The sequence below is a fragment of the Mesorhizobium huakuii genome (assembly GCF_014189455.1).
Classification (GTDB): domain Bacteria; phylum Pseudomonadota; class Alphaproteobacteria; order Rhizobiales; family Rhizobiaceae; genus Mesorhizobium; species Mesorhizobium huakuii_A.
Map to the genome: position 1 here is coordinate 4,614,796 of NZ_CP050296.1, position 22,654 is coordinate 4,637,449.

A 22,654-nucleotide genomic window follows, 5' to 3' on the forward strand; every position below is an offset into this window, starting at 1 on the left:
TTGTGCCAGATGTCTATGCCCCTCCTTTCGGAGGGGGACGGAGGTTCGCTGCCGCCTGCGCGGCACGCACGGCCTGGACGCGGTTCGACACCGAGAGCTTGCCGAAAATGTTCTTCAAATGCCATTTCACCGTCGTTTCGCTGACCGACAGCGCAACCGCGATATCCCTGTTGGACATGCCTTCCGACAGGCAGCGCAGCAGTTCGGTCTCGCGTTGGGTGAGTTGTTCCTTTTCCGCTGCCGGTGCCGCCTGCTTCCGCATCGCCACAGGCATGGTCTGCGCGGCATCGATGATGCGCGTTGCATAGGCTGACAGGGACGGGTCGGTCTTTGCCTGCGCGGCGCGCAGCCGCATCAACGCTTCGACCACAGGCCTGCCCTCGTCGACGAAAGAGCGAATGAAGCCGGAAGGCTGGGCAAGGCGCAGCGCTTCGAGGAGATGCCGGTCGGCCTCGCGCTGGTCCTGGCCGGCGCTCTTGGCGCGCAGGATCAGCGCCAGTATGTGGCGGCGCATGCGCCCGCTGCTTTTCGTCCGCTCCAGCAGCGCGTCGAGAAGTGCCGCGGCCGCCGCGTAGGATTTTTCCGCCGTCAGCAGCCTTCCTTCGGCGAAGAACTCGAATTCGTTGGCGACAGTCGGGGCGGTTTCAGTGCTTTCGCGGCGATGCTCGTCGAGCAGGGCGCGCGCCTCGGCGATGCGGTTCTGGTCGATGAGCAGCCGGATGCGATCATGCACCAGCACCGAAGCGAGGCGGCGGTAGACGGAGCCGCGCACGCGCTGGTAGACGCGTTCCAGCATATCCAATGCCACGTCGCCGCGACCGGTCAGCTGCAGCACGCGGGCATAGGTCGGCACGCTGGCCAGGGGATAGACGATGACCGCGGCGCCCTCGATCAGCGGCCCGAGATTTTCGACCAGCGTCAGCGCCTCGCCGGATGCGTTGGTTTCGTAGGCGAGTTCGGCGAGCAGCGTTCCGGCCAGCGCCTCGGCATAGGAGTTCGCGCCGATCCGCGTCCTGGCCTCGATGATAGTGTTGCGCAGCAGCTTTTCGGCGGCGGGCAGGCGGCCGGCCGAGCGCTCGATGACGGCCATGTAGCAATTGGCGATGGTGACGCCGAGCAGGCTGCCGCTTCGCTCATGCGCCTTGCGCGCCGCGTCCGCCGCCGCCCGAGCACCCTCGAGGTCGCCCAGCGCGTAGAGATTGTAGCCGATGACATTGGCGGTCGCGCCTTCCATGAACCAGGCGTCGGGGGCGATGATGCGCAGGGCAGACAGCGCGGTGTCCCGCGCGGCCTCGAACTGCTCCAGCGTGCTGTGCACGGCGGCATCGAGGACGACGATTTCGGCCTCGATCGTGGTGCCGGTCAGCGTGCCCGGATCCTTGCCGTCGGCCGGCCGGGTCTCGACTAGCTTGCGCGCATTGGCGAGCGTCTGCTGCGCGATCTCGGGCTGGCTTGAGTGCACCGCCAGCCACAGCACGACGAGTTGCAGCCGGATGCGCTGGTCGACCAGTTTCCTCGGCAGCAGTGCCAGCAACTGGCGCACATAGAGCAGCTGGCACTGGGCGATGAGTTCGAGCGCGTTGTTTTCGACGAACACCGCCGCGCGGGCCTGGTCGCCGGCGGCGAGCGCATGTCCGATCGCCTCGGTCAGCATCTTGCGTTCGCCGAACCATTCGGCCGCGGCCAGATGCAGCGGTGCGATCATCTCCGGCTCGCGCCGTTCCATTTCGCGGCTGAGGAAGTCGTGGAACAGATGATGATAGCGGAACCAGCGCCGCTCCTCGTCGAGCGGCACCAGGAACAGGTTGCGGGTCTCGATCTCGGTGATGTCAGCCTCGGCGTCGGCCGCGCGCAAGACGGCCCGGCACGCTTCGGCGCTGAAGCGCTCGAAGATCGAACTGTGGAGCAGGAACTTCGCCAGGGCCGGCGGCAGCCCCAGGAAGACTTCGCCCATCAGGAAATCGGCGACATTGCGGTTGGCGCCGGTGAAATTGCCGATGACGGTTTCCGGAGCATGCGCGGCACTGAGCGACAGCGAAGCGAGTTGCAGGCCGGCGGCCCAGCCTTCGGTCCGCGAGCACAAGGTCTCGACGGTACCGCTGCTGACGCTGAGGCCCAATTTGTCGTTGAAGAAGGCTTCGGCTTCGGACGATGCGAAGCGCAGATCGTCCGGGCCGATTTCGAACACGTCGCCAAGCACCCTGAGCTTGCCGAGCTGCAGGTCGGGCAGGTTGCGCGAACCGATGACGAAGGCGACGTCGGCCGGCGCCTGCCGGGTCAGCCGCTCCATGAACCGCTTCACCGCCGGCGCCTCGATGACGTGGTAGTCGTCGAAGAACAAAGTGATGTCGGCGTCGCGCGCCGCAAAACCCGCCACCAGTGCTGCGAGCACGACATCGAGCTGCGGGATCGGGCTCGACTGGAAGGCGAGGTCGAGCTCGGCCGGATTCTGGACGAGATGGCGCAGCGCGCCCACCAGATGCGACAGGAAGGCGCCTTCGTCATTGTCCGTCGCCTCGCAGGACAGCCATGCGGTCAACCGGCCATGGCGTGCGACCTCAGCCGCCCACTGCGCCATCGTCGTCGACTTGCCGAAGCCTGCTGGCGCGGCGAACAACACGATGCGCGTGTCGACATGCCGCTCCAGCCTCGACAGGATGCTTTCGCGCCACACCCACCGGCGATGGTGAGACGATGAAAGGCCGGCGGGTTGCGAAGACGGTCTCATCTGGCGCCAGGCACCCATTCCGTTTCGATCAACGGGATTTGCGGGGCCGCATCGCGCGGCAGGGTTCCCTTGATACGGGGATCGTCGGTGATCTCGAAACCCGCTGCATAGGGCTTGAACCCGCAAGCCCGGTAGAAACCGATGACACTGTGATGGTCGATGCTGCTTGTGTGCAGCCAGATGCGGCCGGGGCCGAGGCGCCATGCCTGATCGAGCGCACCGGCCATCAGCCGCTTGCCGAGGCCGCGGCCGGTCAAGGAAGGGAAAAGGCCGAAATAGGTGATCTCGATCTCGTTGTCGTCGGCAACGCGGAATTCGACCATGCCGACATGGCCGCCGCTTTCATCATGGCCGTAATAGAGATGCTGGCGCGCGGCGACTTCGGAATCCGACATTTCGGCGGCGCGGTCCCACAGCCAGGGAGCGCCGATCTCGAGAAAGATCGCCCGGTAGGCGGCGCTGTCGGGCTTGCTGATCCGGGTCATTGCCAAGGGTTGGGCGAGACCCGGCATCGGGGCACGCGCTTCCATCCATGTCACCGCATTGACGATCTTGCCGGCCGGCACGCGCCGGTAACCGGACGCGAGATCGGTGATTTCATCCGGCAATGGGCCGTCGGTGACCTGCATCTGTCCTCGATCTCCGCCATGCAGCTTCGCTGGCATGCGGGAAGCTGATGCCAACTCTGCGCCCCCCCTGCCAAGAGCTTCCCGGGTTGGGCCATCGTTTTGGCCCGACCTGTCTCTTTGCCTTTCCCGGTAATGGCATATGAGATATGATACACCATCCACGAGAAAGCGGAATATCGTGACTGAGCGAATTGCCGACGAAGCCATTTTGCGCGCGGTCGATGACGGCTTCGCGCGGCAAGTCGCATTCCTGGCGGACCTCGTGCGCTTTCCCTCCCAGCGCGGCGGGGAGCACGCCGCGCAATCCTTCATGGCCGCTGCCTATGAGGCCGATGGCTATAGGGTCGACATGTGGCGTGTCGATGTCGGCGCAATCCGCGATCTGCCGGGCTTTTCACCCGTGGCGGTCTCGTATGACGATGCCTTCAACGTCGTTGCCACCCACACGCCGCGAAACGCCACTGGCCGCTCGCTGATCCTCAACGGCCATATCGACGTGGTGCCGACGGGACCGCTCGACCGCTGGGTGCGCGATCCCTACGACCCGGCGATCGAGGGTGGTTGGATGCATGGCCGCGGCGCAGGCGACATGAAGGCCGGCCTGTCGGCCTGTCTCTATGCGCTGACCGCTTTGCGCAGCCTCGGCTATCAGCCGGCTGCGAACGTTTACCTCCAGTCGGTGGTCGAGGAGGAATGCACCGGCAATGGCGCGCTCGCTTGTCTGCAGCGCGGCTATCGCGCCGATGCCGCCTTCATTCCCGAGCCCCTGGAACCGCGCTTGATGCGGGCGCAAGTCGGGCCGATCTGGTTCAGGGTCGAGGTCGACGGCGATCCGCAACATGCCTCCGGCGCTTTCTCGGCCGGCGCCAATGCCATCGAGAAGGCCTTCCTCATCATCCAGGCGCTGAAGCAGCTCGAAATCGTCTGGAATGCGCGCAAGGTCGATGATCCGCATTTCTGCAATCACCCGCATCCGATCCGCTTCAACCTCGGCAAGATCGAAGGCGGCGAATGGACATCGAGCGTGCCGGCGCGCTGTGTTTTCGAGATGCGTGTCGCGACCTATCCCGGCCAGAAGCTCGAGGACGCCAGGGCCGAGCTCGAAGCCTGCATCGCCGATGCGGCCCGCGCCGATCCGTTCCTGGCCAATCGCCCGCCCAAGATGAGCTACAATGGCTTCATGGCCGAGGGCTACGTGCTGGAGGGTGCCGACGAGATGGAAGCCGTGCTGCGCCGCAGCCATACGGCCGTGTGGGGCGAGCCGCTGACCGAACATGTTACCTCTGCTACGACGGATGCACGCTTCTTCGGCCTCTATGCCGACACGCCGGCGATCGTCTATGGCCCGATCTGCCGCATGCCGCATGGCTATGACGAGGCCGTCGATCTGGATTCGGTGCGCAAGGTCACCCAGACCATCGCGCTGTTCATCGCCGACTGGTGCGGCCTCGAGCCGATCGATCCGGAGGCGCACTCATGAACGCAGCCGTGCCTGACGGTTTCGGCGAAACGCTCGCCGAGGACGCGCCCGATGTTTCGATCGCCGACGCGCTCGCCATCTTGCGCCGGCACTACGGCCTCACCGGCAGCGCGCGTCCGCTGCCGGGCGAACGCGACCACAATTTCCACATCCAGACCGAAGGCGAGGGCGAGTTCGTCCTGAAAGTTTCCCATCCGGCCGAAGAAGCCGGCTTCACCGATTTCCAGAACAAGGCACTCGACCATATCCTTGCGGTCGACCCGACATTGCCGGTTCCTTCGGTGCGCAAAAGCCGCGAGGGCGAAGCGCAATTCACGGTCAGCGTCGGCGGATCGGCGCCGCGCATCATCCGGCTGGTCACCTATCTGCCCGGCCAGTTGCTGTCGCGCTCGCCCACCTCGGCGGCGCAGGATCGCAATCTCGGCATTTTTCTCGCCCGGCTTGGCCGGGCACTGCGCGGCTTCTTCCATCCGGCGGCCGGCAGCGACCTGCTCTGGGACATCCGCAAGGTCGCCAAGACGCGGCCGATGCTGGCGTATATCGCCGATTCCCGTCACCGGGCTATGGTCGAGCGTGTGATGGACGCCTTTGAGGAGCACGCGGCGCCGGTCATCCCGACCCTGCGCGCCCAGATCGTCCACAACGACATGAACTCCTACAATGTGGTGATGGACGCCTCGCGGCCGGAGGTCGTGACCGGCATTCTCGATTTCGGCGACATGATCCATTCGCCGCTGATCTGCGACCTCGCCATCGGCGCCGTCTATCGCTGGCCGGCTGAAGGTCATCCGCTGGCATCCGCCGCGCGCTTCGTCGCCGGCTATCAATCCGTGCAGCCGCTGGAACCCGAAGAGGTCGGCATTCTGTTCGATCTGATCCGCGCCCGGCTTGCGCTCATCGCCAACATCGCCAGCTGGCAGGCCGAACGGTTCCCGGCCAAGCGCGACTATGTGCTGCGTCTCATCACCGAGGTCTGGGCATCGCTCGAACGGCTGGACGGACTGTCGTCCGCGGAGGCCCGCCGCTATTTCCTCGACCATTCCAATCCGGAGTAGATGCTCGTGTCCCAGTCCTCGCCATATCCTGCCAATGCCGATTCGGTGGCATCCGAGCAGGCCCTGCTCGAACGCCGCGCCAGGCTGCTCGGGCCGACCTACCGCGCCTTCTACCGCAACCCGATCCATCTGGTGCGCGGCAGCGGCGTCTGGCTCTACGATGCGGGAGGGCGCAAATTCCTCGACGCCTACAACAATGTCGCCTCGGTCGGGCACTGCCATCCGCGTGTCGTCGAGGCGCTGTCGGGGCAGGCGGCCACACTCAATACGCACACGCGCTATCTCAGCGAGATCATCCTCGACTACGCGGAAAAACTGCTCGGCACGGTTCCGGCCCATCTCGGCCATGCCATGTTCACCTGCACCGGCAGCGAGGCCAACGACCTCGCCATCCGCATCGCCCAGCATTCGAGCGGCGGCACCGGCGTCATCATCACCGATTTCGCCTATCACGGCGCCACGATCGCCACCGCGCAGCTGTCGCCGGCGGCGGTTGGCGCCAAGGGCGTACCCGCGCACCACCGGACCGTGGCGGCGCCGGACACGTTCCGCGACCATGGCCGCGCCGCGCATGATTTCGCCGGAAATGTCGCCGCCGCCATCGACGACATGCGTGCGCAAAATATCCGTCCGGCGGCGCTGCTGCTCGATTCGGCCTTTTCCAGCGACGGCATTTTCTTCCCCGATGCGGCTGTCATGCGCGAGGCGGCCGATCATGTCAGGAATGCAGGTGGCATCGTCATCGCCGATGAGGTCCAGTCCGGCTTCGGCCGCCTCGGCCAGGGCATGTGGGGTTTTGCCAATTATGGCCTCGAACCCGACATCGTCACCATGGGCAAGCCGATCGGCGACGGGCATCCGATGGGCGCGGTGCTCGTGCGGCCGCAGCTTGTTTCCTCCTTCGGCTCCAACACCGGTTACTTCAACACATTCGGTGGCAATCCGGTCGCGGCCGCCGTCGGCATCGCGGTGCTGGACGTGATCGAAGGCGAGGGGCTGATCGAGAACGCACGCAATGTCGGCGCCTATACGGCTGACTTGCTGCGCACGCTGCAGACCCGGCACGGCATGGTGGGTGACGTCAGGCAAAACGGCCTCTATTTCGGCGTCGAGCTGACGGCGGATGGCGACGAGGCGCTGGCCGCCAGCAAGACATCGTCTGTCGTTGAAGCCATGCGCGAGGATGGCGTGCTGATCTCGTCCTGCGGTCCGCGTGGTAATGTGCTGAAGATCAGGCCGCCTCTGCCGTTTGCCAGGGACAATGCCGAGCAACTGGCCGCGACGCTCGATCGCGCTTTGTCGAACTGGTGATCGGAGCAGGCCCGCGCATGCTAAAGCTCGAACATCAAACCCTCAACGACCGCGCCTATGGCGCGCTCAAGCAGGAGTTGATTTCGGGTGGTTTCAGTCCGGGCCAGACGCTGGTCATCCGCAAGCTCGCCGAGACCTTCGGCATCTCGACGACGCCGATCCGTGAGGCGCTGCAAAGGCTGGTCGCCGAGCGGTTGCTCGAGATGCAGAACAACCGCTCCATCATCGTGCCCTTGCTGTCGGCTCCCGCCTTTGAGGAACTGACCCATATCCGCATCGCCGTCGAAGGGCTGGCGGGTGAGATGGCGGCGTCGCGGATGAGCGAAAGCGGGCTGGTCGACATACAGGCGACGCTTGCCGGCATGCAGCGCGCCATCGAGGCCGGCGACGCCAGCGCCTATCTCGCGCTGAACGAGGCGTTTCACTTCGCCATCTACCAGCATGCCGGCGCGCCAATTCTGCTCAACATGATCCGCGATCTCTGGGGCCGCGTCGGGCCCTACCTGAAACTGCTGATGCAGGCCGATCGCTACATTCCGCAGTCGAACGACGCGCATCGCAGGATTGTTGCCGCATTGGAGCAGCGCAATGGTCCTGCTGTTCGGGCTTCTCTTGAACAGGACATCGCCGCGGCGGCCGCGGTTCTCTCCGAAAATCTTCGCATGACGGCCTGATCCGCGCGGCCAGAAGCGACCGCCTTATCCGGTCTCGTCCAGCCGGTCGCGCAGCATGCTCCAGCCGAGCAGCATGTTGGGCGCGTGCCGCAGCACGGCATGGAAGGGGATCGGCGCCGGCGGCGCGAACGGCAGCGGCAAATCGCGCGCTTCGGTTCCGGCGGCCCAGTCGGCCAGCACCTTGCCCATCGCCGTCGTCATGGCGATGCCGCGCCCGTTGCAGGCGCGGCCGGCGATCAGTCCCGGCCCGAGGTCCAGGAGGTGCGGCAGGAAATCCGGTTCGACCGCGGCCATTCCCGACCAGCCATAGGCCAGCGGCGGCAGGTCAGGCAGGTCGAGATGCCGGGCGAGACGCCGCCAGATTGTAAGCGGCACGCGCGTGTCGGCGCCGGCACTCAGAATATGCATGCCGCCGCTGATCAGCCGGTTGTCGGCATCGAAGCGGAAGGTGAAGAGATTGCGCCTGGTGTCGCCAACGCCTTGCCCGCCGGGAAGCAGCCGCGTGCGGATCTCGGGCGGCAGCGGCTCGGTCGCAATCTGAAAAACCTTCAGCGGAATATAGGTCCGCCGCAGTGATGGATTTAACGTTCCGCCATAGGCGTTGGTGGCGATCAGCACCTTGCCGGCACGCACCGAGCCCGATGGCGTTTTCAGTGTCCAGCCATCGGCAACGCGATCGACCGAGGTAACCGGCGTGCGCTCGAAGATCTTCGCGCCAGCCTTCTCCGCCGCGTCGGCCAGTCCGTTCGCGTAGGCGACCGGATTGAGCACGCCACCTGAACGGTCCATCCAGCCGCCGGCATAGCCGCGCGCGCCGGTCAGCGCCTCGACCTCCTGCCGATCCAACGCGACAGCCGGTCGGCCACGCCGTGCCCATTGCCCGGCACGCGATTTGACCTTCTCGAAAGCGGCAACCGAATGCGCCGGCTGGATCCATCCGTTCTGCACCGCGTCGCAGTCGATGCCGTGCCGCCTGATCAGGCCGAAGACCAGATCGGCGCTGCCGGCGGCAAAATCGATCAGTCTCTCGCCTCGCTCGGGGCCGAGATGCGCAAGGATGGTGTCCGGGTCCATCTTGGCGAAGTTGGGCACGACGAAACCGGCATTCCTGCCGGTCGCGCCCCAGGCGATGATTGCGGCCTCGAGAACGGCAACGGAAAGCCCTTTCCCGGCGGCGTGCAGCGCGGTCGACAGGCCGGAAAAACCGCCGCCGACAATGGCGAGGTCGACAGTGATCTCGTCGTGCAGCGCCAGCCGGTCGCGGCGGTTGCGGCTGACGGCCTGCCAGAGTGAAGCACCATGCGCTTCCTGCCGGATCGCAGCGGTCATGAGCCGGAACTGCTCTTGGCCGTAGTCACCTTCGCCTGCTTGCCCAGACGTGGCCGCCGCAGCCTGTCGCCGAACAACCCGTTCGGCCGGATCAACAGGATGACGCAGAGCATGACGCCGATGGCGACGATCTGCAGCGAGGCCGCACGCGCCTGCTGCTCGGGCGCAAACAGCACGCTGGTCAGCGTCCCGGATCCGGCCCATATTCCCCAGACCAGAATGCTGCCAATGACGGCGCCGAGATTGCTGCCCGAGCCGCCGACGATCAGCATCACCCACACCTGGAAGGTCAGGATCGGCAGATAATTGTCCGGCGCGATGAAACCGGTGAAATGCGCCTGCAGCGCGCCGGCCAGCGCCATGATGGCGCCGCCGACGGCAAAGGCCTGGACACGGTAGAAGCGCGCGCTCTTGCCGAGCGAAATCGCCGCCCGCTCATCCTCGCGCAAGGCCTTCAGCACGCGTCCCCAGGGGCTGCGCGACAGATGCTCAAGGGCGAGGTAGGCGATCAATGTGACGGCCGAGACGACGGCGAGGTTCGACAGGTTGAACAGCAGCGGTGTCTCGGCGAGGCTGCCGAACGGACGTGGGATGAAACCGATGCCGAACGGCCCGCTGGTCAGCTTCTGCGCATTGAGCGCGACCAGCTGTACGACCACGGCGACACCGAATGTGGTGATCGCCAGATAGTCGGATCTCAGCCGCAATGTGGCCATGCCGGTCAGCGCCGCGGCGATGCCGCCGACGATCATGGCGCCGAGCCAGCCGACAAGGATCGGCAGGCCGAAGCCACCGAGCCGCGCGGCATCGTCCGGTGTGGTCAGCAGCGCGGATGTATAGGCGCCGATGGCGACGAAGCCGGCGAGGCCGACATTGAAAAGTCCGGTCAGGCCCCACTGCAGATTGAGCCCCAGCGTGACCAGCGAAAAGATCAGCGCGGTGGTCAGGAAGAAGGCGCCGTAGCCGAGCAGGTCCATCAGCGTTCCCTCACACCAAACAGGCCGATCGGCCGCACGAACAGCACCGCCATCAGGATGATGAAGGAGACGGCGGCGCGCCATTCGGCACCAATCAGCTGCACCGCGCCGGCTTCGGCGAGCCCGATGATCAGGCCGCCGAGCACCGCGCCCGGGATGCTGCCGATGCCGCCGAGAATGGCGGCGGCAAACATCGGCAGCAGCATGTCGAAGCCCATGAACGGGCGGATCTGCACCAGAATGCCGATCATCACGCCGGCGACGCAGGCGAGCGCCCCGCCGATGACCCAGGTGACGCGCACCACGGAGGCGACGTCGATGCCGACGATGCGGGCCAGTGCCGCATTCTGGCTGAGCGCCTGCATGGAACGGCCGGTCTGCGTGCGCGTCATCAACAGATGCACGCCGAGCACCAGCACGGCGGTCAGCAGCAAAAGTGCGATCTGGTCGGGTGTGATGCGGATGCCGAAGCCGACCGGCATGGCGATCTGGATCGCCCGGCTGAAATAGGTCGGCCGCGAGGTGAAGGTGAATTCGAGCAGGCTGCGCAGCGCCATCGAGGCACCAAAACTCGCCATCACCACGATGATGGCTTGCCCCTGCGAGCGCAGCCGCGAAAACAGCACCTTGTCGAGCAGCAGCGCCAGTATAGCGGTGAAGGCCATGCCAATGACCAGTGCGACAAGCAGCGGCCAGCCGAAGGACAAAGGCGCGATCGGCGCTGCCTTGCCGAAAGTGGCGCCGACGGCGCTGACGACGGCCAGCGTCGCATAGGTGCCCCAGGCCATGAAGTCGCCATGGGCAAAATTCGAGAAGCGCAGGATCGAATAGGTCAGCGTCACGCCGATGGCACCGAGGCCGATCATCGAGCCGGTCAGCAATCCATCGACGACAAATTGCAGGCTCATGCCGCGCCTCCCTTGCTGGCGTGGGAAGGGCGTTGGCCGAGATAGAGTTCGGCGACGACAGGGTCGTTCCACAGTTCGGAAGCGATGCCCTCGTGCCGGTCCTTGCCTTCGACCAGCACATAGGCGCGGTCGCCAATGGCCAGTGCCGCCTTGGCATTCTGCTCGACCAAAAGGATGGTGACCCCGGATTTGCGGATGCCGGCCAGCATCTCGAACACCATCGACACGAATTTCGGCGACAGGCCGGCCGACGGTTCGTCGAGCACCAGCACCTTGGGATGGACGATCAGGGCGCGCGCGACAGCCAACATCTGCCGCTGTCCGCCCGACAAATTGCCGGCGGCGGTGCGGCGCTGACGGACGAGGTCCGGGAAGGCGGCATACATTTCTTCGATGCGGCCGGGGATTTCGCGCCGTTCGAGGATGCCGCAGGCGACCCTAAGATTGTCCTCGACCGACATCAGCGGAAAGATGTTTTCCGTCTGCGGCACGAAGGCGAGCCCAAGCCGCACCATGGTGTGGGCGGGTGCCGCGGTGATGTCCTTGCCATCCAGGAACACGGTGCCGCCGGTGATCGGGACGAGGCCGGCGATCGCCTTGATGAAGCTCGACTTGCCGGCGCCATTGGGGCCGAGGACGACGACGATCTCACTTTTTCTGACAATGATCGAGGCGCCGCGCACGATCGGCACGCCCGGTTCATAGCCGGCCTCGAGATTACGGACGTCGAGGACGGTCTCGCTCATGCCGTGCCTCCGAGATAGGCCTCGATGACGCGCGGGTCGCGCGCGACCTCTTCCGCCGTGCCTTCGCTGAGCAACTGGCCGCTCGCCATGACCAGGACGCGATGGCAGAGCCGCGTCACCATGTCGATGTTGTGCTCGATCAAAAGGAAGGTGATGCCGCGCGCATTGATGTCACGGATGCGGTCGATGATGACTTCCAGAAGCGTTGCGTTGACGCCGGCTGCCGGCTCGTCGAGCAGGATGATCGCCGGGTCGGCCATCATCACGCGGGCGAGTTCGAGCAGCTTGCGCTGGCCGCCGGACAGCACGCGCGCCGGCTCATGCGCGAGATGGGTGAGGGTGACGAGTTCCAAAAGGTCGAGCGCCTTTGTCCTGGCCGTTTTTTCTTGCGCCGCCACCCGCCACGGCGTGACGAAATTGGCGAGCAGCCTTTCGCCGGCCTGGCCCTGTGCCGCCAGCATGATGTTTTCGATCAGCGTCAGATTGGGCAGCGGGCGCGGGATCTGGAAGGTGCGGCCAAGACCACGGCCGATGCGCAGATGCGCGGCTTCGCCCGAAACGCGCGTGCCGTTGAGCAGGATATCGCCGCTGGTCGGCAATATGCTGCCGGCGAGCAGGTCGAACATCGTCGTCTTGCCGGCACCGTTCGGACCGATCAGGCCGAGGATTTCGCCCGCTTTGACATCAAACGAGACATCATTGACGGCGACAAGGCCGCCGAACCGTCTGACGACATGGCTTGCCGTCAGAACAGGTGCCCGGCTCTCCTGCCCTTGGCGCTCCGCTGCCTCGCTCATCAAACCCTCTGGCCGAAGACGATCGTTGTCGCCTCCTGATTTTTGATTTGTGATCACACTTGCTTTGATCACGCTATTCGGCTTTAATTTCATCCGCAAGCCGAAAACGGGCCAAGACCGGGAATGCCATGCAAAAGGCTGCCATCGAGCGAAACAACGAAACGATCGCAGCCCAGCTTACGCCGGTCGGCCGCGAGACCGTGCAGGATCGCGTCTATTCCGAGTTGCGCCGGGCTCTGATCGGCGGCCTGTTCGAGCCGAACCAGGTGCTGACCATCCGTGGCCTGGCCGATGCGCTGGTCACCTCGACCATGCCGGTGCGCGAAGCGCTCGGCCGGCTCATCACGGAAAAGGCGCTGGAGGCACTGCCCAACCGCTCGGTGCGCGTGCCGCCGATCACGCTGGAGCGCATCGACGACCTTTTGCGCGCCCGGTCGCTCATCGAAGGCGAAGCGATTGCGCTTGCCGCCACGCGCATGAGCCCGCGCCAGATCGCTTCAATCGAAGCCATGCTCGGCGAATGGGACGAGATGCGGGCACTGAAGCACAAGAAGGATATCGACCGCGAGGCGACGCTCAACCAGAGCTTCCATTTCGAGATCTACCACTGCTGCGGCTCGGCCGTGCTGATCCCGATGATCGAAAGCCTGTGGCTGCAATCGGGCCCCTGCATCCGCGTTGCCATCTATGCCTTTTCCGACGCCGGCGAGGTCGACACCGCGCACTATCACCGCAGCATCGTCGCAGCTCTCGCCAAGCAGGATGCGCAAGCGGCGCGCGAGGCATTGGTGGCCGATATCAGCCGGCCTTTTGCTTTCCTGCGCGACAAGCTTCAGTCCGCCGCCACGAAAGACCAGACATGACCTCCATCAGCATCACCGAGTCGCGCTCGAAGCTTTCCGTGACGGCGCTGCTGCTGCCCGAAAAGGCGCCGGAAAACGCTGCCTTTCTCATCGCGTATCTCGCCACGCCACGCGTCGTCCCGGGCATTCATGCCATGTGGACGGGACCTGAGATCTCCTGCCCGGTTCCGTCAGCCGATCTCGAAGGGGAGGCCTATGCCAAACCCTTGCCGGCGGAGAATGCCACGCTGACGCCGCAGCCGGGCGACATCGCGTTGTCCTATGTGCCGCCGCGCATTTGGGGCGGCAATCCCAATGCGATTTTCGACATCGGCCTCTACTACGGACAAGGGGCGCGGCTTCTGTTTCCGATCGGCTGGCTCGCCGGCAGCGTGGTGGCGCAGGTGCGGACCGATCAGCGCGACCAGTTCGCCGCTGCCTGCGGCATCATCCGCCGCAACGGCGCATGCGACATCACCTTCAGCCTGGTGGAGGCCTGACATGGCGGACGACAGTTTCGAGCTCTTCGATCTTCGCGTCGAGGCGGTCATCCCCGAGGGCAAGCCGATCTATTGCGGCGCCAAGCCCGGCGACTATTTCGAGCTCAAGGGCGAGATGCTGTCGATGCCGGCAGGGCAGAGTTTTTCGATCTATTCGCTTGCCTCCGTATTGCCGTTTCTCGCGGCAAAGCAGCGCCCGACCGACCGCAATGACTGGATGACCACAGACGCCGAGATCGCTTGTCCCGATCCCAATTGCGCCAGCCGGCTGCGGATCGTCAGGCTGGCCAAGCGGCGGTTCAGCCATGCCGAAACCACGGCCGTGCCGCTGCCGAAGGAGAACGACCAGACATGACCGCCAAGACCTTCGAGCTCGGCCCCGGCTACACCATCTCGCGCGTCATTCGCGGTGGCTGGCAGCTCGCTGGCGGACATGGCGCCATCGATCGTCAGCAAGCTGTCACCGACCTGATCGCCACCTTCGATGCCGGCATCTGGACCTATGACTGCGCCGACATCTATACCGGCGTCGAAGAACTGATCGGCGCCGCGCGCCTGCGGTTGGCCAGCGAGCGCGGCCTGGATGTCGCGGCAAAAATGAAGGTGCACACCAAGCTGGTGCCCGACCTCGAACGGCTGGCCGGCATCAGCCGCGATTATATCAGGGGCATCGTCGAGCAGTCGCTGCGGCGGCTGAAGACCGAACGGCTCGATCTCGTGCAGTTCCATTGGTGGGACTATGATCAGCCTCGTTATGTCGAGGCGATGGGCTGGCTCAACGAGCTTCGGCTGGAGGGCAAGGTGCGCAATCTCGGCACCACCAATTTCGACACGCCGCGGCTCGCCGAAATCCTCGCCGCCGGCATTCCGCTGGTCAGCCAGCAGCTGCAATATTCCGTGCTCGATCAGCGACCGGGCAACAGCCTCGCCGCACTCGCCACGAAAAACGGCGTCAGCTTCCTCTGTTATGGCTCCGTGGCCGGCGGCTTCCTCAGCGACAAATGGCTCGGCGTAGCCGAACCCGCCATGCCGCTCGAAAACCGCTCGCTGGTCAAATACAAGCTGATTATCGACGACTTCGGCGGCTGGGACCTGTTCCAGCAGCTGTTGCGGGTACTCAAGGGCGTGGGCGACCGCCACGGTGTCGACATCGCCACCATAGCCAGCGCCTGGGTGCTGGAACAGCGCCAAGTGGCGGCCGTCATCGTCGGCGCCCGCAACCAGGCGCATGCGCTGGCTAATGCGAAAATCATGGACGTCGCGCTCGACGCCGACGACCGGGCGAAGATCGCGGCCGTGATTTCGCAAAGCCAGGGTCCACTGGGTGACGTCTACACGCTGGAGCGCGACCGCCACGGCCGCCACGGCTCGATCATGCATTACAATCTGAACGCAGGCCGCACATGAGCGCCGTCAACGATACGCTGTTTTCCAAGGCCAGCGCTGAGGTCATCGACCTGCATCGCTTCTTTGTCGACTGGTTCGTCGCCGCGCGTGCCGACACGGTGCATTTCGACCGCTTCGAGCGTGCCATGGGTGATGGCCTCAGCATGGTCGCGCCGGACGGCAAGGTGCTCGATCGCGCTGCGGTCGTCGACCATGTCCGCTCCAGCCGCGCCACATGCGACGACGGCTTTGCCATCTCGATCGAGGACATCCGGCCGGGCTGGCAAAGCGCCGATACGATCGTCATCTTCTACGTCGAGGCGCAGCTGCGCGCGGGCAAGCACAGCCGCCGCCAGTCGAGCGCCGTCTTCACCACCAGTTCATCGGCGCCCAACGGCGTCGAATGGCGACATCTGCATGAAACCTGGCTGCAGGTGCCGGAACGCTGAACAGGCTCCAGAGATCAAATTAGAGTCGAGTAACGAAAGGGGAACATCAATGAGAAAGACGATACTCCAACTCACCACCGCGCTTGCTCTCGTGACGATGGCGGGTGCTGCGCAGGCCGCCGACTGCAAGATCACCGTCGGCCTCGTCATGGAACTGACCGGCCCGGCCGGTGAGTACGGTCAGGCCGGCGCCAAGTCGGTCGAGATGGCCTTCCGCGACATCAACGCCGCCGGCGGCGTGCGCGGCTGCGATCTGGCGACCGATACGCGCGACAGCCAGAGCCAGGGCAACATCGCGGTCGATGCCGCGACCCAGCTGGTGCAGGTCAAGAAAGTGCCGGTCATCATCGGCGGCATCATCTCGTCGGTGTCGATCCCGATCCTGACCTCGGTCACAGCGCCTGCCAAGATCGTCCAGGTCTCGCCGGCATCATCGTCGCCGACACTGACCGCGCTCGGCCGCGACGGCAAGACCAACGGCATCTTCTTCCGCACCATCACCTCCGATGCGCTGCAGGGCGTCGCCGCCGCCAAATACGCCATCGACAAGGGCTTCAAGAAGCTGTCGATCATCCACGTCAACAACGATTTCGGCGTCAACATGGTGGCCGAATTCTCTCGCGCCTACAAAGCGCTCGGCGGCACCATCGTCTCCGACACGCCCTACAACGAGAAGCAGTCGAGCTACGCCTCCGAAGTCACGGCGGCGATGGCGGGTGAACCGGACGGACTCTATCTGGTCAGCACGCCGGTCGACGGCGCAACCGTTGCCCGCACCTGGATTTCGCAAGGCGGCGTGCAGAAATTCCTGCTCAATGACGGCATGAACAGCCCGGATTTCATCGAGTCCGTCGGCGCCGATTATCTGAAGGATGCCTATGGCACCTCGTCCGGCACCAGCCCGACGGCCTCCACCGATTACTTCATGAAGAACTACAAGGAATTCTCCGGCATCGAACCGTCGAACCCGGCCGCAGACCGTTCCTATGACGCCGGCGCCATCGTCGGCCTGGCCATCGCCATTGCCGGCTCCGAGGATCCGGCCAAGATCAAGGACGCGATGTACAAGGCGGTCGACCCAGCCGGCACGCCGATCTTTGCCGGCAAGGAGGAGTTCGCCAAGGCGCTCGGTCTGATCAAGGACGGCAAGCCGATCCGCTACGAAGGCGTCATCGGCCCGGTCGCTTTCGACAAATATGGCGACATCACCGGCCCGTTCCGGCTGTGGAAGATCGTCGACGGCAAGGTGACCACCGACGGCGAAATGACCACCGACGATGTCAACGCGCTGCAGGCCAAGCTGCAGTAGGCCGACAGTGCTTCCGGCATCAATCGCGCCTTATCGTGATTGATGCCGGCATCGTTCACGGCAGGTCGATATCGCTTGCACGGCAAGCGATCCCGAATAGGATCGGCCGGCTGCAATTGAAGGATGGCGTGCGTGTCGGACAGGAATACTCATCGGGCCGTCCGGTTGGTGGATGCAGACGACGCGCTTCGCCACGCAGGCGTGTGAGCACGATGTCGCCTGAAACGCAACGGCTTTTATCCGCTCTTGGCGACAGGCTGGGCGCCGGCGGCGTGCTCGCCGGCTCTGATGTCGACCAGCGCTATCGCGACGATCCCGACGGCAAGCTTGGCGCGCTACCCGAAGTGGTGCTGCGTCCGCGCGATACCGTCGGTGTCGCGGCGGCCCTCGCCGGATGCAATGCTGTCGGCCAGCCGGTCGTGGTCCAGGGCGGCCGCACAGGACTGGCCGGCGGCACACGCGTCCAGCCGGGCGAGATCGTGCTGTCGCTGGAGCGCATGAGCGGCCTTGCCGCGCCGGATGGTCAAGCCGCCACCATCGTCGCCGAAGCCGGTGCGACGCTGCAGGCGGTGCAGGAGGCGGCTGATGGCGCCGGGCTGATGTTCGGCGTCGATATCGGCGCTCGTGGTTCGGCCACGGTCGGCGGCAACATCGCCACCAATGCCGGCGGCATCCGCGTGCTGCGCTACGGCATGTACCGCGCGCAGGTGCTGGGGCTGGAGGCCGTGCTTGCCGATGGCAGCGTGCTGTCCTCGCTCAAGGGCCTGCCCAAGGACAATTCCGGCTACGACCTCGGCCAGCTCTTCATCGGCGCGGAAGGCACGCTTGGCGTCGTCACCCGCGCCGCGCTCAGGTTGCATCCGAAGCCGGCATCGGAGGTGAACGCCTTCTGCGCGCTCGCTTCGCTCGATGCGGCGATCGCCCTGCTCGGGCTGCTGCGGCAAAAGCTCGGCCCGCTATTGTCCGCCTATGAGGTGAATTTCGCACCGCTCTATGACGTCATGGCGGCCAGCATGGCTATGCCGGCACCGTTGCCGGCAGGCTCACCCGTCTATGTGCTGGCCGAGATCCAGGGCAGCGAGCCCGAGCGCGACGGTGAACGCTTCGCCGAGGTCCTGATGCAGGCGGTCGAGGACGGCGTGGTCGACGATGTCGTCGTCTCGCAGTCGCCGCGTGAATTCCGTGCGCTGTGGGATGTGCGGGAAGACGCCAACCGCGTCCTGTTTTCGATCAAAGGCTTGATCGGCGTCGACATCAGCATCCCGCTGGCGCGCATGGGCGCGTTCCTGCAGGAAGCCGACGCCGCCATTCATGCCGTCGATCCCGGCGCCGACATCTATGTCTTCGGCCATCTCGGCGATGGCAATCTGCACTATCAGGTCCTGACGGCGGATCCGGCGGCGGCCTACGGCATCATCTATCGCGGCGTGGCGGCGGCAGGCGGTGGCGTTTCGGCCGAGCATGGCATCGGCCTCGACAAGAAACAGTGGCTGCATCTGGTGCGCAGCGATGCCGAAATCGCCACGATGCGGCGGCTGAAGACGGCGCTCGACCCGAAGAACATCCTCAATCCGGGGCGGGTCTTCGATCTCGATCCAATGGCCCGATGATAGGTGTCGCCCTGTAAGCCGGCACTCAGGTTCGTTCCGTCGCCATCTGCCTGGGGATCAGAAAGCGGGCGGCGAGCACGCAGAGCAGCACGGTGAACATCAGGATCAGTGCGACCAACGCATTGATGTCGGGCGAGAAGCCAAGCCGCATCATCGCCCACAATCGGACCGGCAGCGTGCTCTGTGTGCCGGTGACCAGGATGGTGATCATCGTCTCGTCGAACGACAGCGCGAAGGCCAGGATGGTGCCGCCCACCATGGCGCTCGACAGGTTCGGCAGGATGATGCGCCAGAAGGTCTGCCAGCCCGTGGCGCCGAGATCGTAGGAGGCTTCGACCAGCGTGCGGCTCATCGACTGCAGCCGCATCAGCACGGTGCGGTAGACGATCGCCAGCACGAAGACCGTATGGCCGATGACGACCGTCAGCAGCGAGCGTTCGAGGTGGATCTCGCGGAAGAAGATCAGCAGCGCCAGGCCGCTGATGATCGGCGGCATCAGGAACGGCAGGAAGATGATGAACTGCAGGATCGAGCGTCCCGAGCGGCGCCCGTGATAATAGAGCGCCAGCAGCGTTCCGCTGACCACCGAAAGCACGACGGTGCAAACGCCGACGATCAGCGTGGTGCGCAAGGCGGCCAATATGTCGTGGTTTTCGGCCAGTGCGACATAGGTTGAGAGGGTTGGCGAAGACCAGTCGACATTGCCATGCGAAACCGTGAAGAACGACGACACGATAGGCACGAAGAGCGGGCTGTAGAGCAACACCGCGACCAGCGTCGTGATCGCGGCCAGGAAGATGGTGGAGGGCCGGGGCAGGGCGTTCATATCGACGTCCCCCGGTTGCGCCCGAAGCGTTCGCCGATGAGGATGGCGCAGATCACGATGATCGCCAGCGCCACCGAGAGTGCGGCGCCGAACGGCCAGTTGTAGGCCGTGCCGAACTGGCTGTAGAGGATGCGGCCGAAGGTGAAGCCGCTGATGCCGCCGACCATCTGCGGCGTCAGGAAATCGCCGATCGCCAGCACGAAGACGAAGCTTGCCGCCGAGGCGACGCCGGGCAGGCTGAGCGGCAAGGTGATGCGCAGGAATGTCTGCAGGCCGCTGGCGCCAAGATCGTCGGAAGCGCGCAGCAAGGTCTGCGGAATCCGCTCCAGCGACAGGAAGATCGGCAGGATGGCGAAGGGGATCAAAAGCAGGCTCAGCGTCAACAGGATAGCGTTCATGTTGAAGACGAAAAGCGTCGACGGCTCGTGCAGGATGCCGATTGCCACCAGCGCCTTGTTGAGGAAGCCGTTGAGGCCAAGGATGCTGCGGATGGCGTAGATCTTGATGACGTAGCTCATCAAGAGCGGCACCAGGAGCAGCATCAGCAAGGCATAGCGCCACCGCCCCTTGAGCGTCGTCAGGAAATAGGCGGCGGGATAGGCGAGCAGGATGCAGATCACGGCCACCGACACGCACAGCACGATGGTGTTCCAGAACACCGGCAGGAAGATCGGGTCGGTGAAGAACCTGGCATAGTTGCCCAGCGTCGGCGCGAAGACGATCGTGCCCTGGTCGACGCTGAAGAAACTGTAGACCAGGAAGATCGCCAGCGGCACCAGGACGAAGATCACCGGCAGCGCGAAAGCCAGCACCGTCACCAGCAGCGACAAACGCCTTTCCGCGGGCTGTGTCGTGGCGGCCGCGCTCATGCCAGCACCAGATGGCCTTCATGCGGCGCAAAGCAAAGCGAGACCGTCTCGCCGGACTTGAGCGCGCTGCCGTCGATCCGGCTCGGCATGCGCAGCCGCAGGCGTTGCACTGCAGTGTCCGCACCCGCCGTTACGGTGGCAACGGTAGATGAGCCGGCAAAGGCCAGGTCGGCGATGGTGCCGGAAAAACGGTTGCCGCTGTCCGTCGCATCCGCAAGACGCAAGGCCTCGGGACGGAATGCCGCGAAGGCGCTGGCGCCATCCGGGGCAGTCTTCAGATGGAGCTGGTCGCTGATCGAGCAGATCAGGCGGCCAAGTGCCGTCTCGATCGGCCGCTGCTCGCCCTGGACGGGACCGAGCTTTCCAGCCACCAGATTGTTCTCGCCGAAGAAGCGCGCCACGAACTCGCAATTCGGCTTGTAGTAGAGCTCGTGCGGCGTACCAAGCTGGCGGATATGGCCGGCCTGCATGACGCAGATCCGGTCGGCCATGCCGATCGCTTCTTCCTGGTCGTGGGTGACGAACAGGAAGGTGGTCTTGATCTCGCGCTGGATGGATTTCAGGAATTCCTGCATCTGCCGGCGTAGCTCTAGGTCGAGAGCGGCCAGCGGTTCGTCAAGCAGGATCAGGCGCGGCTGGCAGATCAGCGCACGGGCGAGCGCGACGCGCTGGCGCTGGCCGCCGGAAAGCTGTGACGGGAAGCGGTCGGCGAAACGTCCGAGCTGCACCAGCTCGAGAGCCTCCGCCACGCGGCGCGCGATCTCCTTGCGCTGGATATGGCGCACCGAAAGCCCATAGCCGACATTGCCGGAAACGGTCATGTGCGGGAACAGCGCATAGTCCTGGAACACGGTGTTGAACGGCCGCCTGTTGATCGGCATGCGGCTGATATCCTGCCCGTCGAGGCGGATCTCGCCCGAAGTCAGCGGTTCCAGCCCGCCGATCAGCCGCAGCACCGTGGTCTTGCCGGATCCCGATGGTCCAAGCACGGTCAGGAACTCGCCGTCCTTGATCGACAGGTCGATGTCGTGCAGCACGGGAACCGTGCCGTAGGATTTCGAGACGGACCGCAGCGTCAGCAGGTCGGTGTTCAGGTTCATAAACTATTCTCGCATACGCTGCGGCGGTCCGGAATGTCCGGACCGCCGGGTCCTTCGAAGTCAGGCTGCGGAAAGGATCAGGGCGTCGCCTTGATCTCGTTCCACAGATCAGAGCGCTTGAGCGGGTCCTCGACATTGTTGAGCCAGACCAGCTTGTCATTGCCGCCGGCGCTGCTCGACTCGACCACGGTGTTGCCGAAGCCGGTGCGCTCGGAAAGCGCGACGCTGACCTTCTTCGTCAGCATGAAGTCGATCCATTTCTCGGCCGCCGCAGTGTCGCGGGCACCCTTGGAGATGACCCAATTGTCGAGCCAGGCCAGCGCGCCCTCGCTCGGATTGACGTAGGCGACATGGGCGCCGATCTTCTGCAGCGCCTTGACCTGCTGCTGGCCGTAATTGGCCCAGATCAGGGCAACGTCATTGTTCTGGTAGATCTGCTGCGCCTCGTCGGCGGTGGTGTAGAAGCTCAGCACATTGCGCTTGAGTTCGACCAGCTTGGCCTTGACCGCCGCCAACTGCTCCGCGTCGAGGTTGAACGGGTCCTTGTAGCCGAGCGTGAGCGCGGTGAACGAGAAATTGTGCTCGCCATTATCATAGGCCAGGATCTTGCCCTTGTAGGCCGGATCCCAGAGCACCGACATCGAGGTCGGCGCAGGCTTGACCTTGTCGGTGTCGTAGATCAGCCCGATGGAATCGAAGCAGAACGGAATGCCGTAGACCTTGCCGTCCTTGGTGTCACCGCTGACCTGCGACAGATCGCGGAAGCGCGGCAGCACCTCCTTCTGGTTCGACAGCTTCGTGATATCGATCGGCGACACCAGGTCGGCCTTGATGTAGCGCTGCAGCTGGGCGGTGTTGACGGCGAAGACGTCGAAATCCTGGCCTTCGCTGCCCTTGATCTTGGCCCAGATCTCGTCATCGCTGCCGATGAAGACGACATCGACGCCGATGCCGGTGGCGGCGGTGAAATCCTTCACCCAGTCCGGGTCGGCATAGCCGTCCCAGGCCAGCACGCGCAGGTTCGCGGCCAGTGCCGCCGAGGTCATCAGGCCGATGCCGAGCCCGATTGTCGCCAGTCTTAGAAACGCTTTCTTCAGTCCCATTTTAATCTCCCATTGTCGTTCTGGTG

Annotated in this window: 22 protein-coding genes; 11 read left to right on the forward strand and 11 right to left on the reverse strand. The window is 64.7% G+C overall.

All coding sequences use genetic code 11. The features are described 5' to 3' along the window. Positions 1-13: 13 nt before the first annotated feature. On the reverse strand, positions 14-2,674 hold the full coding sequence (locus tag HB778_RS22260; RefSeq protein WP_244661569.1) for a LuxR C-terminal-related transcriptional regulator: 2,661 nt from the start codon (positions 2,672-2,674) through the stop codon (positions 14-16). Between the two features lie 50 nt (positions 2,675-2,724). Continuing rightward, a complete protein-coding gene (locus HB778_RS22265; RefSeq protein ID WP_183456988.1) occupies positions 2,725-3,357 on the reverse strand; it encodes a GNAT family N-acetyltransferase in 633 nt (210 codons plus the stop codon). 178 nt (positions 3,358-3,535) lie between these two features. On the opposite strand from HB778_RS22265, the gene HB778_RS22270 reads away from it, so the two are divergent. Genes HB778_RS22270 through HB778_RS22285 form a run of 4 tightly spaced genes read left to right on the forward strand, consistent with a single transcriptional unit; the run spans position 3,536 to position 7,877 of the window. Next, the gene (locus tag HB778_RS22270; protein ID WP_183456991.1) at positions 3,536-4,837 is read left to right on the forward strand and encodes an ArgE/DapE family deacylase; all 1,302 of its coding nucleotides are present in this window, start codon (positions 3,536-3,538) and stop codon (positions 4,835-4,837) included. Next, entirely contained in the window at positions 4,834-5,892 is a 1,059-nt protein-coding gene (locus HB778_RS22275) for a phosphotransferase (RefSeq protein ID WP_183456993.1), read from the forward strand. The genes HB778_RS22270 and HB778_RS22275 overlap by 4 nt, the downstream gene beginning before the upstream one ends. Next, positions 5,893-7,203, forward strand: coding sequence for an aspartate aminotransferase family protein (locus tag HB778_RS22280; protein ID WP_183456995.1), 1,311 nt, complete (start codon positions 5,893-5,895; stop codon positions 7,201-7,203). It abuts the gene before it with no gap. A 17-nt stretch (positions 7,204-7,220) separates the two neighbouring features. Beyond that, the gene (locus tag HB778_RS22285; RefSeq protein WP_183456997.1) at positions 7,221-7,877 is read left to right on the forward strand and encodes a GntR family transcriptional regulator; all 657 of its coding nucleotides are present in this window, start codon (positions 7,221-7,223) and stop codon (positions 7,875-7,877) included. A 24-nt stretch (positions 7,878-7,901) separates the two neighbouring features. On the opposite strand, the gene HB778_RS22290 is transcribed toward HB778_RS22285, so the two are convergent. The 5 genes from HB778_RS22290 to HB778_RS22310 are packed head-to-tail and all read right to left on the reverse strand — an operon-like array spanning position 7,902 to position 12,634. Then, on the reverse strand, positions 7,902-9,206 hold the full coding sequence (locus HB778_RS22290; protein ID WP_183456999.1) for an NAD(P)/FAD-dependent oxidoreductase: 1,305 nt from the start codon (positions 9,204-9,206) through the stop codon (positions 7,902-7,904). Continuing rightward, positions 9,203-10,186 (reverse strand): branched-chain amino acid ABC transporter permease, encoded by a 984-nt coding sequence (locus HB778_RS22295; RefSeq protein ID WP_183465188.1) that lies wholly within the window; start codon positions 10,184-10,186, stop codon positions 9,203-9,205. Before HB778_RS22295 ends, HB778_RS22290 begins: the two co-directional genes overlap by 4 nt. Beyond that, positions 10,183-11,091, reverse strand: coding sequence for a branched-chain amino acid ABC transporter permease (locus tag HB778_RS22300; protein WP_183457001.1), 909 nt, complete (start codon positions 11,089-11,091; stop codon positions 10,183-10,185). Before HB778_RS22300 ends, HB778_RS22295 begins: the two co-directional genes overlap by 4 nt. Next, positions 11,088-11,837 carry a branched-chain amino acid ABC transporter ATP-binding protein gene (locus HB778_RS22305; RefSeq protein WP_183457003.1) on the reverse strand — a complete coding sequence of 250 codons (750 nt, stop codon included), beginning with the start codon at positions 11,835-11,837 and terminating at the stop codon, positions 11,088-11,090. The genes HB778_RS22300 and HB778_RS22305 overlap by 4 nt, the downstream gene beginning before the upstream one ends. After that, a complete protein-coding gene (locus tag HB778_RS22310; protein WP_183457005.1) occupies positions 11,834-12,634 on the reverse strand; it encodes an ABC transporter ATP-binding protein in 801 nt (266 codons plus the stop codon). Before HB778_RS22310 ends, HB778_RS22305 begins: the two co-directional genes overlap by 4 nt. 128 nt (positions 12,635-12,762) lie before the next feature. Between HB778_RS22310 and HB778_RS22315 the strand changes: the two genes are divergently transcribed. The 7 genes from HB778_RS22315 (at position 12,763) to HB778_RS22345 (ending at position 18,730) form a co-directional block, all read left to right on the forward strand. Beyond that, the gene (locus tag HB778_RS22315; protein WP_183457008.1) at positions 12,763-13,497 is read left to right on the forward strand and encodes a GntR family transcriptional regulator; all 735 of its coding nucleotides are present in this window, start codon (positions 12,763-12,765) and stop codon (positions 13,495-13,497) included. Then, positions 13,494-13,976, forward strand: a complete 483-nt coding sequence (locus tag HB778_RS22320) for a DUF3830 family protein (protein WP_183457010.1) — start codon at positions 13,494-13,496, stop codon at positions 13,974-13,976. The genes HB778_RS22315 and HB778_RS22320 overlap by 4 nt, the downstream gene beginning before the upstream one ends. Position 13,977: 1 nt before the next feature. After that, entirely contained in the window at positions 13,978-14,331 is a 354-nt protein-coding gene (locus HB778_RS22325) for a TIGR04076 family protein (protein WP_095198917.1), read from the forward strand. Beyond that, a complete protein-coding gene (locus tag HB778_RS22330; RefSeq protein ID WP_183457012.1) occupies positions 14,328-15,383 on the forward strand; it encodes an aldo/keto reductase in 1,056 nt (351 codons plus the stop codon). Before HB778_RS22325 ends, HB778_RS22330 begins: the two co-directional genes overlap by 4 nt. Further along, positions 15,380-15,811, forward strand: coding sequence for a hypothetical protein (locus HB778_RS22335; protein WP_183457013.1), 432 nt, complete (start codon positions 15,380-15,382; stop codon positions 15,809-15,811). The genes HB778_RS22330 and HB778_RS22335 overlap by 4 nt, the downstream gene beginning before the upstream one ends. A gap of 49 nt (positions 15,812-15,860) precedes the next feature. Beyond that, positions 15,861-17,120, forward strand: coding sequence for an ABC transporter substrate-binding protein (locus tag HB778_RS22340; protein WP_183457015.1), 1,260 nt, complete (start codon positions 15,861-15,863; stop codon positions 17,118-17,120). 212 nt (positions 17,121-17,332) lie between these two features. Further along, a complete protein-coding gene (locus HB778_RS22345) occupies positions 17,333-18,730 on the forward strand; it encodes an FAD-binding oxidoreductase (protein ID WP_183457017.1) in 1,398 nt (465 codons plus the stop codon). 25 nt (positions 18,731-18,755) lie between these two features. Here HB778_RS22345 and HB778_RS22350 read toward each other — a convergent pair whose 3' ends face one another. The 4 genes from HB778_RS22350 to HB778_RS22365 form a co-directional block, all read right to left on the reverse strand. Next, on the reverse strand, positions 18,756-19,556 hold the full coding sequence (locus HB778_RS22350) for an ABC transporter permease (protein ID WP_183457019.1): 801 nt from the start codon (positions 19,554-19,556) through the stop codon (positions 18,756-18,758). Next, a complete protein-coding gene (locus HB778_RS22355) occupies positions 19,553-20,425 on the reverse strand; it encodes an ABC transporter permease (protein ID WP_183457021.1) in 873 nt (290 codons plus the stop codon). The genes HB778_RS22350 and HB778_RS22355 overlap by 4 nt, the downstream gene beginning before the upstream one ends. Continuing rightward, positions 20,422-21,525 (reverse strand): ABC transporter ATP-binding protein, encoded by a 1,104-nt coding sequence (locus HB778_RS22360; protein WP_183457023.1) that lies wholly within the window; start codon positions 21,523-21,525, stop codon positions 20,422-20,424. Before HB778_RS22360 ends, HB778_RS22355 begins: the two co-directional genes overlap by 4 nt. Before the next feature lie 77 nt (positions 21,526-21,602). Beyond that, positions 21,603-22,628 carry an ABC transporter substrate-binding protein gene (locus HB778_RS22365; RefSeq protein WP_183457025.1) on the reverse strand — a complete coding sequence of 342 codons (1,026 nt, stop codon included), beginning with the start codon at positions 22,626-22,628 and terminating at the stop codon, positions 21,603-21,605. Positions 22,629-22,654 lie beyond the last annotated feature (26 nt).

Excerpts from the sequence above, each read along its gene's own strand:
- HB778_RS22360 (WP_183457023.1), bottom strand. The coding sequence starts at position 21,525 with ATGAACCTGAACACCGACCTGCTGACGCTGCGGTCCGTCTCGAAATCC.
- HB778_RS22345 (WP_183457017.1), top strand. The coding sequence starts at position 17,333 with ATGTCGCCTGAAACGCAACGGCTTTTATCCGCTCTTGGCGACAGGCTG.
- HB778_RS22355 (WP_183457021.1), bottom strand. The coding sequence starts at position 20,425 with ATGAGCGCGGCCGCCACGACACAGCCCGCGGAAAGGCGTTTGTCGCTG.
- HB778_RS22315 (WP_183457008.1), top strand. The coding sequence starts at position 12,763 with ATGCAAAAGGCTGCCATCGAGCGAAACAACGAAACGATCGCAGCCCAG.
- HB778_RS22365 (WP_183457025.1), bottom strand. The coding sequence starts at position 22,628 with ATGGGACTGAAGAAAGCGTTTCTAAGACTGGCGACAATCGGGCTCGGC.
- HB778_RS22310 (WP_183457005.1), bottom strand. The coding sequence starts at position 12,634 with ATGAGCGAGGCAGCGGAGCGCCAAGGGCAGGAGAGCCGGGCACCTGTT.
- HB778_RS22300 (WP_183457001.1), bottom strand. The coding sequence starts at position 11,091 with ATGAGCCTGCAATTTGTCGTCGATGGATTGCTGACCGGCTCGATGATC.
- HB778_RS22320 (WP_183457010.1), top strand. The coding sequence starts at position 13,494 with ATGACCTCCATCAGCATCACCGAGTCGCGCTCGAAGCTTTCCGTGACG.
- HB778_RS22265 (WP_183456988.1), bottom strand. The coding sequence starts at position 3,357 with ATGCAGGTCACCGACGGCCCATTGCCGGATGAAATCACCGATCTCGCG.
- HB778_RS22340 (WP_183457015.1), top strand. The coding sequence starts at position 15,861 with ATGAGAAAGACGATACTCCAACTCACCACCGCGCTTGCTCTCGTGACG.
- HB778_RS22290 (WP_183456999.1), bottom strand. The coding sequence starts at position 9,206 with ATGACCGCTGCGATCCGGCAGGAAGCGCATGGTGCTTCACTCTGGCAG.
- HB778_RS22335 (WP_183457013.1), top strand. The coding sequence starts at position 15,380 with ATGAGCGCCGTCAACGATACGCTGTTTTCCAAGGCCAGCGCTGAGGTC.
- HB778_RS22350 (WP_183457019.1), bottom strand. The coding sequence starts at position 19,556 with ATGAACGCCCTGCCCCGGCCCTCCACCATCTTCCTGGCCGCGATCACG.
- HB778_RS22305 (WP_183457003.1), bottom strand. The coding sequence starts at position 11,837 with ATGAGCGAGACCGTCCTCGACGTCCGTAATCTCGAGGCCGGCTATGAA.
- HB778_RS22330 (WP_183457012.1), top strand. The coding sequence starts at position 14,328 with ATGACCGCCAAGACCTTCGAGCTCGGCCCCGGCTACACCATCTCGCGC.
- HB778_RS22325 (WP_095198917.1), top strand. The coding sequence starts at position 13,978 with ATGGCGGACGACAGTTTCGAGCTCTTCGATCTTCGCGTCGAGGCGGTC.
- HB778_RS22280 (WP_183456995.1), top strand. The coding sequence starts at position 5,893 with ATGCTCGTGTCCCAGTCCTCGCCATATCCTGCCAATGCCGATTCGGTG.
- HB778_RS22285 (WP_183456997.1), top strand. The coding sequence starts at position 7,221 with ATGCTAAAGCTCGAACATCAAACCCTCAACGACCGCGCCTATGGCGCG.
- HB778_RS22275 (WP_183456993.1), top strand. The coding sequence starts at position 4,834 with ATGAACGCAGCCGTGCCTGACGGTTTCGGCGAAACGCTCGCCGAGGAC.